Annotated in this window: 12 protein-coding genes; 8 read left to right on the top strand and 4 right to left on the bottom strand. The window is 64.2% G+C overall.

All coding sequences use genetic code 11. The features are described from left to right. Positions 1–909: an SDR family oxidoreductase gene (locus tag G7020_RS15675; RefSeq protein ID WP_181086108.1), complete on the bottom strand. Its 909-nt coding sequence runs from the start codon at positions 907–909 to the stop codon at positions 1–3. A gap of 950 nt (positions 910–1859) precedes the next feature. Between G7020_RS15675 and G7020_RS15670 the strand changes: the two genes are divergently transcribed. The 4 genes from G7020_RS15670 to G7020_RS15655 all read left to right on the top strand — a co-directional run bounded on the left by G7020_RS15670 (position 1860) and on the right by G7020_RS15655 (position 5378). Next, positions 1860–2339, top strand: coding sequence for a DUF2726 domain-containing protein (locus G7020_RS15670; protein WP_336509726.1), 480 nt, complete (start codon positions 1860–1862; stop codon positions 2337–2339). Positions 2340–2409: 70 nt separating this feature from the next. Continuing rightward, positions 2410–3432, top strand: coding sequence for a DUF5924 family protein (locus tag G7020_RS15665; RefSeq protein WP_181086106.1), 1023 nt, complete (start codon positions 2410–2412; stop codon positions 3430–3432). A gap of 74 nt (positions 3433–3506) precedes the next feature. After that, positions 3507–4034 carry an MgtC/SapB family protein gene (locus G7020_RS15660; protein ID WP_181086104.1) on the top strand — a complete coding sequence of 176 codons (528 nt, stop codon included), beginning with the start codon at positions 3507–3509 and terminating at the stop codon, positions 4032–4034. Between the two features lie 24 nt (positions 4035–4058). Continuing rightward, the gene (locus G7020_RS15655) at positions 4059–5378 is read left to right on the top strand and encodes a PQQ-dependent sugar dehydrogenase (RefSeq protein ID WP_181086102.1); all 1320 of its coding nucleotides are present in this window, start codon (positions 4059–4061) and stop codon (positions 5376–5378) included. Positions 5379–5384: 6 nt separating this feature from the next. On the opposite strand, the gene sfsA is transcribed toward G7020_RS15655, so the two are convergent. Both sfsA and G7020_RS15645 read right to left on the bottom strand, forming a co-directional pair. After that, positions 5385–6092 carry a DNA/RNA nuclease SfsA gene (gene sfsA / locus G7020_RS15650; RefSeq protein WP_181086100.1) on the bottom strand — a complete coding sequence of 236 codons (708 nt, stop codon included), beginning with the start codon at positions 6090–6092 and terminating at the stop codon, positions 5385–5387. Then, the gene (locus G7020_RS15645; RefSeq protein ID WP_181086098.1) at positions 6092–7264 is read right to left on the bottom strand and encodes a pyridoxal phosphate-dependent aminotransferase; all 1173 of its coding nucleotides are present in this window, start codon (positions 7262–7264) and stop codon (positions 6092–6094) included. Before G7020_RS15645 ends, sfsA begins: the two co-directional genes overlap by 1 nt. Positions 7265–7456: 192 nt before the next feature. Between G7020_RS15645 and dksA the strand changes: the two genes are divergently transcribed. Both dksA and gluQRS read left to right on the top strand, forming a co-directional pair. Next, positions 7457–7900: an RNA polymerase-binding protein DksA gene (dksA, locus tag G7020_RS15640; RefSeq protein WP_181086096.1), complete on the top strand. Its 444-nt coding sequence runs from the start codon at positions 7457–7459 to the stop codon at positions 7898–7900. Between the two features lie 84 nt (positions 7901–7984). After that, the gene (gene gluQRS, locus G7020_RS15635) at positions 7985–8887 is read left to right on the top strand and encodes a tRNA glutamyl-Q(34) synthetase GluQRS (RefSeq protein WP_258189369.1); all 903 of its coding nucleotides are present in this window, start codon (positions 7985–7987) and stop codon (positions 8885–8887) included. A 163-nt stretch (positions 8888–9050) separates the two neighbouring features. On the opposite strand, the gene G7020_RS15630 is transcribed toward gluQRS, so the two are convergent. Next, the gene (locus G7020_RS15630; RefSeq protein WP_181086089.1) at positions 9051–10535 is read right to left on the bottom strand and encodes a PLP-dependent aminotransferase family protein; all 1485 of its coding nucleotides are present in this window, start codon (positions 10533–10535) and stop codon (positions 9051–9053) included. A 111-nt stretch (positions 10536–10646) separates the two neighbouring features. Here G7020_RS15630 and G7020_RS15625 point away from each other — a divergent pair, with 111 nt between their 5' ends. Together G7020_RS15625 and G7020_RS15620 are read left to right on the top strand one after the other, a co-directional pair. Continuing rightward, the gene (locus tag G7020_RS15625; protein WP_181086087.1) at positions 10647–11906 is read left to right on the top strand and encodes a benzoate/H(+) symporter BenE family transporter; all 1260 of its coding nucleotides are present in this window, start codon (positions 10647–10649) and stop codon (positions 11904–11906) included. Positions 11907–11967: 61 nt separating this feature from the next. After that, positions 11968–13212 carry an aspartate aminotransferase family protein gene (locus G7020_RS15620; RefSeq protein ID WP_181086085.1) on the top strand — a complete coding sequence of 415 codons (1245 nt, stop codon included), beginning with the start codon at positions 11968–11970 and terminating at the stop codon, positions 13210–13212. Positions 13213–13251: the final 39 nt, after the last annotated feature.

Below are 13251 nucleotides of genomic sequence, written 5' to 3'. Positions count from 1 at the left end.
TCAGCCGTACTTGCGCAGGTTGGCCATCATCTCCTGCAACGCCTGCATGTTGTCGGCTGGATGCGTGGCATCGTCGAAGCTGCAGATATCCTCCCAGCGCGCGGCGACCTCTTCGGCATCGAAGCCCGCCGCCGGGTCGAAGCCCGCGCCGCGGCTGCGCTCCCAGCGCACCTTGGCCATCCAGCCGCCACCCACCTCGAACAGGCCGGCGGTTTCCTGGCAACGCTCGCTGGCCAGGTACACCACCAGCGGGCTGACCAGCTCGGGCTTGAGCTGCTCGAAGATCTGCGGCGGAATCAGCCCTTCGGTCATCCGCGTGGCGCCGGTGGGAGCAATGGCGTTGACCAGGATATTGTTCTTGCGGCCTTCCAGCGCAAGGGTACGGGTCAGGCCATAGAGGCCGAGCTTGGCCATGCCGTAGTTGGATTGACCGAAGTTGCCGTAGATGCCGGAGGTGGACGAGGTGAAGATCACCCGGCCATAGCCCTGTTCGCGCATGTATGGCCATGCGGCCCGCGTGACCTTGTAGGCACCCTCGACATGCACCCGGTAGACCGCGTCCCAGTCGGCGTCTTCCATCTTGTGGAAGGACTTGTCGCGGAGGATACCGGCATTGTTGACCACCATGTCGAGGCGCCCGAAGCTGTCCAGCGCCTGCTGCACGATCTTCCCGCCATCGGTGACCGAATCGTGACTGGCGACCGCGCTACCGCCGGCCTGGCGGATTTCCTCCACGACCTGGTCGGCTGCCGAGCGATTGGCGCCTTCGCCCTGAGCGCTGCCGCCCAGATCATTGACCACGACGCGCGCGCCATGGCGGGCGAACAGCAGCGCATGGGCACGCCCGAGGCCGCCCCCGGCGCCCGTGACTATGACCACCTTGTCGTCGAAGCGGATGCTCTCACTCATCTGGCTCTCCATTGGAATGTGGGATGTCTTTTGACGTCGGGCAGGCAGTGTCCGACGCGGCCCAGCGGCTGGCAATCACGCGCACGCCGGATGAATGCCCAGGCATTAGGCTGCGGGATGATGAACCACGCAAAACGCCTGAATATCAATGAATTACAACGCCGGGCGACGGTTGATCAATAAAGCACCAACAGCCGCTACGCCACGCCCGGCGGGCTTTGGGCAAGTCTGCAAAGAGCTTATCCACAAGGCCGTGCACAAGGATCGTGGATAACCTGCGTATACAAGGCTATCGAGGTCATTGACACAAGCGAAGAGCAGCTCATCGTCATTGCGCCTACGCTATTACCACAGCACTGAAGGAGATTCGTCATGCCCAGCTTCCGTTTTTTCGAAAACCTGTTTGCCGACTACGCCCTGGCTGCCTAGTGACGCCTGCACGCATGAAAGGTTGCTGATGCCGAACGCATGGGCATGACAGCAGATTAACAGCGGCTGCACAGGGTAAAAAACGTACACTTGCGCCCAGCCCAGTGGGCACGTGGGTTGCGGAGAGTTCACCCGTTGTTATCCACAAGCTGCTCCACAGCAATCGTGGATAAGTGCCAGAATTCTCTTCGCTCCTGTAAAATCCTTTGTAAATCAAGGATAAAAGACTTGCCATCACATCTCCTGCGTGCCCTGAAGCAGCTTGATCATCGTTTGGATAAAAACTGTACAACCCTCTGAAACGCTGGTCCTGAGTGGGCTCGAACGGTTAGCCCCAAGGTTATCCACAGAACGCCTCACAGATAAGCGGGATAACTTGCAGCTCAGCCGCGGTACGAACTTACCCACCCCTCACCCGCTCCAATTCCTATCCATGCAGGAGTCTTTCCCATGCCCGTACCGCGTCACTCCGGCAAAAATCCGCTTCGCTTGCCCTTTTCAAGCCAGCAGGCAGGTGTTCGATGATGGCTTTTCTGGGGTTGGTGCTGGTTGCCTTCATCTGCTTTGCGCTGGTGTTCTATATCAAGCAGCGGCAATACCGGCACCCGGCGCTGCGCATGCCTTATCAGCTCAGACGACCTGTCCTGCAGGCCGAGGAGCGCGAGCTGCTGGCACTGCTGCAACAGGCCGTGGCCAATGACTACCTGATTCTGTGCAAGATACGTGTCGCCGAGGTGGTCGAAGTGACGGCCATCCCCCGACGAGCGCCCTGGTATCAGGCGACCAACAGAATCTCGGCGGGCTGTTTCGATTTCCTCCTGTGCGACCGGCAGACGCTCGACCCCGTCTGCGCCATCGAGATGGAGCCGGCGAGCGAAGACAATGCCTTTCTCGATGAACTGTGCGAAACCATCGCGCTGCCGCTGGTGCGCCTGCCAGCGGAAAAGGCACGCGCCTACAGCGAGGTGCGCGCCGCCATCGAGCGGGCGACCGCCGCCTGAATTCGCGGGCGGTAACCGCTCCCATGGCCGCCGGGCGCCCTCTCAACCGGCAACACCTTCGAGGTCCGGCATGACGCTGAAACCCTGGCTCACCGCCCTCTTCAACCGGGTTTCGCGCCTGATCAGCCGCTACCCCGGCAGCATCGCGCTGTTCGGCTTCTGCTCGGGCATCGCCAGCTTCGTGCTGGTGGAGCGCCAGGCCGGACTGGCCAAGGTCATCGCCGCCGTGATGCTGTTCAGCTGGCTCTGGCTGATGCTGGAAAACACCCTGCGTCGCGGTCTGGAGCGCCGGTTCGGCTGGAAGGTGCCGCCGCCGCTGCTGCGCTATGTCACCCAGATGGTGCATCAGGAAAGCCTGTTCTTCATCATCCCGTTCTTCTTCGTCACCACCACCTGGAACAGCGGCCAGTCGGTGTTCACGGTGATCCTGGGAATGGCCGCGCTGGTCTCGCTGATCGACCCGCTGTACTACAAATGGCTGGCGCCGAAGCGCTGGCTCTACCTGGCATTCCATGCACTGACACTGTTCGCGGTGCTGCTCACGGCGCTGCCGATCATCTTCCATCTGTCGACCCCGCAGAGCTATCTCTGGGCACTGGGCATCGCCGTCCTGCTGGCCCTGCCGAGCCTGCGCGGGCTGTTTGCGCAGTGGAGCTGGAAAAACCTGATCGCGATTCCATTACTGGCCATCGTTGTTGCAATGGCCGGCTGGCTGGGGCGCACCTGGGTGCCGCCGGCAACCCTGTGGCTGACGGACGTCGCCGTGACCATGAGCATGGACAATGCCTCGCGCAAGCCCGGCAATCGCCTCAATCAAGTGAGCCTGGCCGAGCTGCACGCCGAGGGGCTGTTCGCCTTCACCGCGATCAATGCGCCACGCGGCCTGAAGGAGCGCATCTATCACGAATGGGTGCACAACGGTCGAAGGGTGGACCGCATCCCGCTCGACATCAGCGGCGGACGCAAGGCGGGGTATCGCGCCTGGACCCACAAGCGCAACTTCCCCACTGCCGCCGCAGGCAAGTGGCGCGTGCAGGTCATGACCGAAGCGGGGCAGATGATCGGCATGTTGCGCTTCGAGGTCATCGAGTGAACCGCGCACAGGCAGCAGACTCGAACAGCAGAACAGCAGAACAGCAGCCGTCGCACGGTCGAAAGGAGAAACGCATGGAATGGTGGGAAGTGGTGAGCCGCACCGTTGCATCGGAATTTTCCGACCTTCCCGATCTCGAACACGCCACCCGCGTCTCGGTACGGCTGCTGCTGGCTGCGGCGCTCGGCGGCGTGCTCGGCTACGAGCGCGAGCACAAGGGCAAGGCGGCAGGCCTGCGCACCCACATGCTGGTGGCGCTGGGCGCCGCGCTGTTCGTGCTGGTGCCAATGGAAGCCGGCATGCCGCTCAACGATGTATCGCGGGTCATGCAGGGCATCATTGCCGGTATTGGCTTTCTGGGCGCCGGGACCATACTCAAGGGCAACTCGGCTCAGGACGTGAAAGGCCTGACCACGGCGGCGGGTATCTGGCTGACGGCGGCCATCGGCGTTGCCTGCGGGCTGGGGCACGAGGCTACGGCGGTGCTGACCACCGGCTTTGCGCTGGCGATCTTCGTCCTGATGCCGCGCCTGGAGCAGCATGCGGCCAATACGGTCGAGGATTGCGACCAGCAGGGCCGCGACAGTGAACAGAATCCCTGAATCATCCCTATGCAGGAACACGCCATGCACAACCGTCCCGCCTTGCTGGCGACAGCAGCACTCATGCTCGGCCTTGCCGGCTGCGGCGAAACCGCAAAACTGCCTGTGGGTTCCGGTTACGGGCCGCACCCGATCTTGCCCGAGCCCAACAAGACGCTGATTCCCACCGTCAATATCGCCAAGGCGACCGGCTGGCCCGAGGGCACAAAGCCGCACGCGGCACCCGGCCTGCGCGTCGAGGCATTCGCCGGCGACCTCGACCATCCGCGTTGGCTCCATGTCCTGCCCAATGGCGACGTGCTGGTAGCCGAAAGCGACGCGCCGCCCAAGCCGGAAGGCAACCAGGGCCTGCGCGGCTGGGTCATGAAGAAGGCCATGGCACGTGCCGGTTCCGGCGGCGAAAGCGCCAATCGCATCACCCTGCTGCGCGACAGCGATGGCGACGGAGTAGCGGAACAGCGCACGGTATTGCTTGAAGGCCTGAACTCGCCCTTCGGCATGGCGCTGCTCGACGACTGGCTCTACGTCGCCAACACCGACGCCCTGCTGCGCTTCCCCTATGAGCAAGGCGCCACCCGGATCGACGCGCCGGGCGAGAAGGTGGTCGACCTGCCGGGCGGCCCCATCAATCACCACTGGACCAAGAACGTGATCGCCAGCCGCGACGGCGCGCGGCTGTACGTTACCAGCGGCTCCAACAGCAACGTCGGCGAAAACGGCATGGCCGCCGAGGAGAACCGCGCCGCCATCCTCGAAGTCGATCCGCAGAACAAGACCCTGCGCCTGTTCGCCTCGGGCCTGCGCAACCCCAACGGGCTGGCCTGGCAACCGGACAGTGGCCAGCTGTGGACCACCGTCAACGAGCGCGACGAAATCGGCAGCGATCTGGTGCCCGACTACATGACCTCGGTGCAGGACGGCGGCTTCTATGGCTGGCCCTACAGTTATTTCGGCCAGCACCTCGACAAGCGCGCCAAGCCGCCACGACCGGATCTGGTGGCCAAGGCCATCGTTCCCGATTATGCCCTGGGCGCGCATACCTCCTCGATGGGGCTGGCCTTCTATGAGGGCGAACTGCTGCCGGAGCGTTACCGCAACGGTGCATTCATCGGCCAGCATGGCTCCTGGAACCGCAAGCCGCGCAGTGGCTACAAGGTGGTTTTCGTGCCGTTCAGGGATGGCAGACCGGACGGCGCCCCCGAGGACATCCTCACCGGCTTCGTCAGCGCCGACGAGAAAGCCCTGGGCCGCCCCGTGGGCGTCGCCGTCGACAGCACCGGAGCCCTGCTGGTGGCCGACGACGTCGGCGACATCATCTGGCGTGTAACGCCGCACACTGACTGAAAGACCTCAGAGAATCACTGGCAACCTATGGGTCAGGCGGATTTCCTCGGGTGATATCTCCACGCCGTAGGCCAGCACCTCGACACCCGCCGCCACTGCATCACGCAAGGCGGCGGCATACAGCGGGTCGATCTCGCTGGCCGGGCGCACCGCCTCGATACCGCTCAGGTTCACGCAATACAACTGCACGGCACGCACGCCGTCACGCGCCAGCGCCGCCAGCTCGCGCAGATGGCGCGCGCCACGGCTGGTGACCGCATCGGGGAAGGCCGCCACCGCCGTATCGCCGAAGCCGAGAGTGACGCTCTTGACCTCGACGAAAGCCGGCCCCGCCGGGTAATCCAGGCGAAAGTCCACCCGGCTGTTTTCCGTGCCGTAGGCGACTTCCCGCCTGAGAGTGATAAAACCCGTCAGCTCCTCGATCACCCCGGCCAACAGTGCTTCCTCCACCAGACGATTGGCACGCGCGGTATTCACACAGGCCAGTCGTCCCTGCGGGGTTTCCACCAGTTCCCAAGTGCCCGGCAGCTTGCGCCTGGGGTCACTGCTGCGCTGGAACCAGACACGTGCGCCCTCGCCCATGCAATTGAGCATCGAGCCGGTGTTCGGACAGTGGATGCACAACGACTCACCGTCATCGCTGACGATATCGGCGAGAAAGCGCTTGTAGCGGCGTACCAGTCGTCCCGCTTCCAGCGGGCTGGAAAAGCGCATCAGCCTTGCCAGCTCTGCAGACCGCGAGCAATGCGCTCGACCGCCGCTTCGAGCTGCGGCAAATCCTGGGTATAGGCGAAGCGCACATGATGCGCGGCCTGATACCGACCGAAATCCAGCCCTGGGGTAATGGCGACGAACTGGGTTTCCAGCATGTGCTGGCAGAAGGCGAAGGCATCGCCGCCAAAGGCGCTGATATCGGCATATAGATAGAAGGCGCCTTCGGGCTCCACCACGATGCCGAAGCCCAGCTCGCGCAGGGCCGGGAGCAGGAAGTCGCGACGGCGGGCGAACTCGGCGCGGCGGGCTTCGAGAATCTCCAGCGTGGCCGGCTCGAAACAGGCCAGTGCCGCATGCTGAGCCATGGTCGGCGCGCTGATGTAGAGGTTCTGCGCCAGTTTTTCCAGCTCCGCTACCGCATCGGGCGGCGCAACCAGCCAGCCCAGACGCCAGCCGGTCATGCCGAAATACTTGGAGAAACTGTTGAGTACGAAAGCCTCGTCGTCCACCTCCAGCACGCTGGCGGCGTCCACGCCGTAGGTCAGGCCGTGATAGATCTCGTCCACCACCAGATGCCCACCACGCGCCCTCAGTGCGCTGGATAACCCGGCCAGTTCATCGCGGTTCAGCAGCGTTCCAGTGGGGTTGGCCGGCGATGCGACCAGGGCGCCGACGCTGTCCGCATCCCAGTGCCGGGCGACCAGTTCCGGCGTCAGCTGGTAACGCACTTCCGGCCCCACCGGCACCAGTTGCGCGGCGCCTTCGATCAGCCGCAGGAAGTGCCGGTTGCAGGGATAACCGGGGTCCGCCAGCAGCCAATGCTTGCCCGGATCGACCAGCAGACTGCTGGCGAGCAACAAAGCACCGGAACCGCCGGGAGTAATCAGTACCCGTTCGGGGTCAATAGACAGCTGATAACGCCGCGCATAGAACCCGGCGATGGCTTCACGCAGCTGCGGCAACCCTCGGGCAGCCGTATAGCGGGTGTGGCCGGCGGCCAGCGCAGCCTGGCCCGCCGCAACAATGGGCGCAGCGGTAGTGAAGTCCGGCTCACCGATTTCCAGGTGGATGACATCACGCCCCAGCGCCTGCAGTTCATTGGCACGCGCCAGCAGCGCCATGACATGAAAGGGTTCGATTGCGCGGCTGCGTGCACTGTAAGACGAGGTCATGTGACCTTCCTGATGAGAACAAAAAACCGATTCTACCCAAGGTCCCCCTGACGCCGCAGCCACCGTGATACTCGGGAGTAGCGCACCCCGATACGATCTGGTAAGTTCGCCCGCTTGTAGCCGCAGGGCCGGCACGGGCCGGCAGAGGGATCCATCATCCTGCGCAATGGACATAGCGAGAGGCGTTCATCCATGCCCATTACCAAAACGAAAAACAGCACCCAACTGATTCGCGCCTTCGAGCCATACAAGGAATCCAAAGGTGAGGAATACATGAGCGACAAGATGCGCGCTCATTTCACCGGCATCCTCAACAAGTGGAAACTGGAACTGATGGAGGAAGTCGATCGCACCGTGCATCACATGCAGGACGAGGCGGCCAACTTCCCTGATCCGGCCGACCGCGCCAGCCAGGAAGAAGAGTTCAGCCTGGAACTGCGCGCCCGCGACCGCGAGCGCAAGCTGATCAAGAAGATCGACGAAACCCTGCAGCTGATCGAGGACAACGAATACGGCTGGTGCGATTCCTGTGGCGTCGAGATCGGCATCCGCCGCCTGGAAGCCCGCCCCACCGCCACACTCTGCATCGACTGCAAGACGCTGGCGGAGATCAAGGAAAAGCAGATCGGTTCCTGATCCCGGAACGGGGCGCTACGGCGCCCCGCTTCATTTGTGCATCCTGCCACCTTCCGCCTCGCCGATCAGCACCCGAGCCGGCCCATGTCTTCATCCCCTTCCCTGACATCCGCCTACGTTGGACGCTTCGCGCCGACACCCAGCGGCTATCTGCATTTCGGCTCGCTGGTCGCGGCCCTTGCCTCCTATCTTGACGCCCGCGCCGTCGGTGGCCGCTGGCTGCTGCGCATGGAAGACCTCGACCCGCCACGGGAGATGCCCGGTGCGCAGGCCGCCATTGTCGAAAGCCTGCAGCGCTACGGCTTCGAGTGGGATGGCCAGATGCAGCGCCAGAGCGCGCGCCATGACGCCTACGAACAGGTCATCGAACGCCTGCTGCGCGAAGGCCTGGCCTACCCCTGCCAATGCTCGCGCAAACAGCTCGAAGCCTGGCCGGGCGCCTACCCCGGTTTCTGTCGCGACGCCAACCAGCCGCTGGAAAACGCCGCGATCCGCCTGCGTGTGCCAAATCTGGAATACCGCTTCAGCGACCGCGTCCAGGGCGAATTCGGCCAGCACCTGGGGCGCGACGTCGGTGATTTCGTGATCCGTCGCCGCGACGGCCTGTTCGCCTATCAGCTGGCCGTGGTGCTGGATGACGCCTGGCAGGGCGTGACCGACGTGGTGCGCGGCGCCGACCTGCTCGACTCGACCCCGCGCCAGCTCTATCTGCAGGAACTGCTCGGGCTGCCGCAGCCGCGTTACCTGCACGTGCCGCTGATCATCCAGCCGGACGGGCACAAACTGGGCAAGAGCTACCGCTCCCCGCCGCTGCGCCCGGACGAAGCCGTACCGCTGCTGCTGCGCGCCTTGCGCGCCCTCGGCCAACCCACCGCCCCCGAGCTGAAAGATGCCCTGCCCGGTGAACTCCTGGCCTGGGCCATCCCGCGCTGGGATGCCGAGCGCATCCCGCGCACACTGACGCTGGCCGAGGCGCAGTTGCGCTGAAGCTGCTGGAAGCGAATCCTGTCCGCTTGTCGGGTCGATGAAGCATGACCCGACCTACAGCTGGAAGCGAATCCAGTGTGGGTCTTGGCCAAGCGTTATCCAGGCGCGGGCGGCAACATTCATCCAGCAGTCAACGAGAGGCTGGACGTGTGCTTCATGGACCTCAGCGACTCAGCGCCCGCAGCACATCCGCAAGCTTCTTGACGGCGATTTCCAGCTCCGCCGGCGCATGGGCGGCAAACCCCATGAGAAAACCGCCCCTGTGCTCGTGCGAGGCATGCAGCGCCGTCAGCCCGAGCAGGTCGATGCCGGCACGGCGCGCGCTATCCACGGCTTCACGCTCGGCAATGTCACGGATGAAGACGCAGGGCATCTGCATCCCGCCTGCCGGAACCCGTGCTTCCACGAAATCGGCAAGGTGTGTGCGCACCAGATGTGCCAGCACATCGCGTCGCTCGGCGTAAACGGCGCGCATGCTGCGCACATGCGCACCGAAATGCCCGCCCTCGATGAAGCGTGCCAGCGTCAGTTGCGGAATCGGCGCGCTGTGCCCGTCCAGCAGGGTGCGCGCCACGGTCATCGGCGCCACGAGCGGTGAGGGCAAGATCATGTAGCCAATGCGCAGGCCGGGAAACAGCGACTTGGTGAAAGTGCCGATGTAGATCGTCCGCTCGTGCGGGTCCAGCCCCTGCACGCATGCCGTGGGCTTGCCGGCGTAGTGGAACTCGCTGTCGTAGTCGTCCTCGATGATCCAGGCCTGGTGCTGCCGCGCCCATTCGATGACGGCCAGACGCCTGTCCAGCGCCAGCGTTGCCCCGGTCGGGAACTGGTGCGAAGGGGTGAGAAATACCGCCTTGGCCGGTTGTATGGCATCACGCAGATGTTCCACGCGCATGCCGTCGGCATCCAGCGGCACGGGCACACACGCCAGGCCAGCCGCATCGAACGCCTTGCGCGCACCGTGGTAGACGGGGTCTTCGATGAATATCCGCTCACCGGCATCGAGCAGCACGGTGGCGCACAGGGTCAGGGCCTGCTGGGAACTGGTCAGCACCAGTACGCGCTCGGGCGTGGCGTGCGCGCCGCGTTCGAGATTGACGTAGTCCGAGATGGCCCGGCGCAGCGGCTCCATGCCCTGCGGCGGGCTGTGCAACAGCGCCAGGGTGCCGTATTCCTTCAATACCTGCCGCTCCAGCCGCTCCCAGGTCTGCAGGGGAAAACCGCGCGTTTCCGGTACGCCAGGAACAAAGGGGCGCGGCGTCAGGAAGTCGCGCACGCCACCGCCCTGGAATATCGCGCTGCCGCGTTGGCTGAGACGCAAGGCCTCCCTGGAAACCCTCGCGCGCGCTGCCACCCCGCGCCCAGGCAGGCGTTGCACCCGTTGCGACACGAAGCTGCCGCTGCCTACGCGCCGCTCGATGAAGCCTTCCAGGTGCAACTGGCCATACGCCGACTCGACGGTGTCGCGCGAAACACCCAGCGATTTCGCCAGCGTGCGCGTGGCGGGCAACGGCTTACCGACATCGAGCGCGCCGTCGAGAATCAGTTGCCGGATGGCCCGCTGGATACGCGCATGCAGGGGCAAGGCGGCATGGGCGGGGTCACCGAGCCAGGCTTTGACGGATTCAAGTTGGGCGTATCTGAACAATTGGTCTGTATCCCTTGAAAAAAGTGGCGGGGAATATCCGGCCATTTTAGCGCTATAAAACAGCTGCTCAAGCCGGTCAATCACAGCGTCTTCAGGAGTCGTATTCGAGCCATGCCAACTGCCAAGCCAACCTCGTCCGTTCGTTTGAACGATCTTCCCCACCCCGTCGTGGCCGGTCTGGTTTCGGTCATCGTCAACTACGGCGGCACCTTCATCCTGGTGTTCCAAGCGGCCCAGGTGGCCGGCCTCAGTCCGGAGCTGACGGCTTCGTGGGTGTGGTCGATTTCGATCGGCGTGGGAGTGACGGGAATCCTCCTCAGTTGGTTTTCACGCGAACCGATCATTACGGCCTGGTCCACACCGGCCGCCGCGTTCCTCGTCACCGCGCTGGCCACTACCTCCTATGCCGAAGCGGTCGGTGCCTACCTGATTTGCGCCGCCGCCTTCGTCGTACTCGGTCTGTCGGGCTGGTTCGAGAGACTGATCAGGCTGATTCCACCTGGCGTAGCGGCCGGGCTGCTGGCAGGCATCCTGCTGCAATTCGGGATCAGGGCCTTTGGCGGCATGAGCATCGACCCGCTGCTGGCCGGGTTGCTGATCGTCACCTATGTGGTGCTCAAGCGCTTTACGGCGCGCTATGCCGTGGTGGGCATCCTGGTGCTGGGGCTGGCTTTCCTGCTCATGCAGGAGCGTGTCGATCTGACCGGGCTGGAGTTGAAGCTGGCGGCCCCCGTCTTCACCCTGCCGGTGTTCTCGCTCAACGCCTTGCTGAGCGTGGCGCTGCCGCTGTTCCTGATCACGCTGACCGGCCAGTACATGCCCGGCATGCTGGTGCTGCGGGGAGATGGTTTCAGGACCAGCGCCAACCCCATCGTCACCGTCACGGGCCTCGGTTCGCTGCTGATGGCGCCTTTCGGCTCGCACGCCTTCAACATCGCCGCAATCACGGCTGCCATCTGTACAGGCCGGGAGGCGCACGAAAACCCGGACAAGCGCTGGATCGCCGGTATCGCCGCAGGCGTCTTCTACATCCTCGTCGGCATATTCGGCGTGACGCTGGCCGCCGTATTCATGGCCTTCCCGGCCACCTTCATCACCACGCTGGCGGGCCTGGCCCTGCTCGGCACCATTGGCGGCAGCCTCGCCAGCGCCATGGCCGACGCCAGGACGCGCGAAGCCTCGCTGATCACCTTTCTGGCCGCTGCCGCCAACATCACGATGTTCGGCATCGGAGGCGCGTTCTGGGGGCTGCTGATCGGCCTGCTGGCCCATGCCGTACTCAACGGGCGTCTGCCACGGCGGGCGCGGGCACCGCTGCAGACCATTCAGCCGGGCACCGAGGCGGCAGCGGGTAAGGGACCCCCCAACTGATGCCCCTCGTAGCGAGACGAAACGCCTGCCTGCTCCATCCATCTGACTCGAGGACCGATCCATGCAACACGCCACTTCCCACCTGATGCGGGCCTATGCCCGCCAGCCCGTTTCCTTCGTGCGTGGCAGCGGCGCACGCCTCTGGGACGAGCAAGGCGTGGAGTACCTGGATGCCATTGCCGGCGTCGCAGTCACCAGCCTGGGACACGCCCATCCGGAAATCGCCGCGGTCATCGCCGAACAGGCCGGGCTGCTGCTGCATACTTCCAACGTCTTTCGCATCGACTGGCAGGAGCGACTGGGCGAACGCCTGTGCGCACTGACAGACATGCAGAAGGCCTTTTTCTGCAACTCGGGCGCGGAGGCCAACGAAACCGCCCTCAAGCTGGCAAGGCTGCACGGCCATCGCAAAAAGCTGACCCAGCCGCAAATCCTGGTGATGGAGAACGGCTTTCATGGCCGCAGCTTTGCGACACTCGCGGCCACCGGCAACCCCGCGAATCAGCGCGGGTTCGAGCCATTGATGCCAGGCTTCCTGCGTGTGCCCTACAACGACATCGACGCGGTGCGCAGAATGGCCGAGCAGTCGCCCAACATCGTTGCCGTTCTGATCGAACCTGTGCAAGGAGAAGGCGGTATTCGTGTCGCCAGCGCCGACTACCTGCGGGAACTGCGCGCCCTGTGCGACCAGCACGACTGGCTGTTGATGCTCGACGAGATCCAGGCCGGAATGGGCCGTACCGGCGCCTGGTTCGGCTATCAGCACGCGGGCATCGCGCCCGATGTCCTGACGCTGGCCAAGGCCTTGGGCAACGGCTTTCCCATCGGCGCCTGCCTGGCGCGCGGCCAGGCCGCCAACCTGTTCTCGCCCGGCCAGCACGGCTCGACTTTCGGCGGCAATCCGCTGGCCTGCCGGGTGGCCTGTTCAGTGCTCGACATCATGGCGCGCGACAACCTGCCGGCACGAGCCGCCGTACTCGGAGACCGCCTGCTTGCCGGCTTGCAGAAGACGCTTAGCGATCACCCGGATGTCATCGCCATCCGTGGCCAGGGCCTGATGGCGGGAATCGAGCTGAACAGGCCTTGCCAGGAGCTGGTCGTTCGCGCCCTGGCAGAACAGCGCCTGCTCATCACGGTAACCCGCGACACCATCATCCGCTTGCTGCCGCCGCTGATCTGCGACGAAGCGCAGATCGACGAGATCGTGACGCGCCTCTCTCGCCTCCTGACCTTTACAGCTACAGCGGAGAGATCGCCCAGCGCCAATTGCGATCACGTCCAGAAAACCTGCGAAGTACCGGCCTGATCTTTTTGAACTTAAGGAAAGTCTTCATATGTCTATCAG

Source organism: Stutzerimonas stutzeri (assembly GCF_013522825.1).
GTDB classification, from domain to species: domain Bacteria; phylum Pseudomonadota; class Gammaproteobacteria; order Pseudomonadales; family Pseudomonadaceae; genus Stutzerimonas; species Stutzerimonas stutzeri_AK.
This window is presented reverse-complemented; position numbering and strand designations above follow the sequence as displayed.

Excerpts from the sequence above, each read along its gene's own strand:
- G7020_RS15665 (WP_181086106.1), top strand. The coding sequence starts at position 2,410 with ATGACGCTGAAACCCTGGCTCACCGCCCTCTTCAACCGGGTTTCGCGC.
- G7020_RS15675 (WP_181086108.1), bottom strand. The coding sequence starts at position 909 with ATGAGTGAGAGCATCCGCTTCGACGACAAGGTGGTCATAGTCACGGGC.
- sfsA (WP_181086100.1), bottom strand. The coding sequence starts at position 6,092 with ATGCGCTTTTCCAGCCCGCTGGAAGCGGGACGACTGGTACGCCGCTAC.
- G7020_RS15620 (WP_181086085.1), top strand. The coding sequence starts at position 11,968 with ATGCAACACGCCACTTCCCACCTGATGCGGGCCTATGCCCGCCAGCCC.
- G7020_RS15645 (WP_181086098.1), bottom strand. The coding sequence starts at position 7,264 with ATGACCTCGTCTTACAGTGCACGCAGCCGCGCAATCGAACCCTTTCAT.
- G7020_RS15660 (WP_181086104.1), top strand. The coding sequence starts at position 3,507 with ATGGAATGGTGGGAAGTGGTGAGCCGCACCGTTGCATCGGAATTTTCC.
- dksA (WP_181086096.1), top strand. The coding sequence starts at position 7,457 with ATGCCCATTACCAAAACGAAAAACAGCACCCAACTGATTCGCGCCTTC.
- G7020_RS15655 (WP_181086102.1), top strand. The coding sequence starts at position 4,059 with ATGCACAACCGTCCCGCCTTGCTGGCGACAGCAGCACTCATGCTCGGC.
- G7020_RS15625 (WP_181086087.1), top strand. The coding sequence starts at position 10,647 with ATGCCAACTGCCAAGCCAACCTCGTCCGTTCGTTTGAACGATCTTCCC.
- gluQRS (WP_258189369.1), top strand. The coding sequence starts at position 7,985 with ATGTCTTCATCCCCTTCCCTGACATCCGCCTACGTTGGACGCTTCGCG.
- G7020_RS15670 (WP_336509726.1), top strand. The coding sequence starts at position 1,860 with ATGATGGCTTTTCTGGGGTTGGTGCTGGTTGCCTTCATCTGCTTTGCG.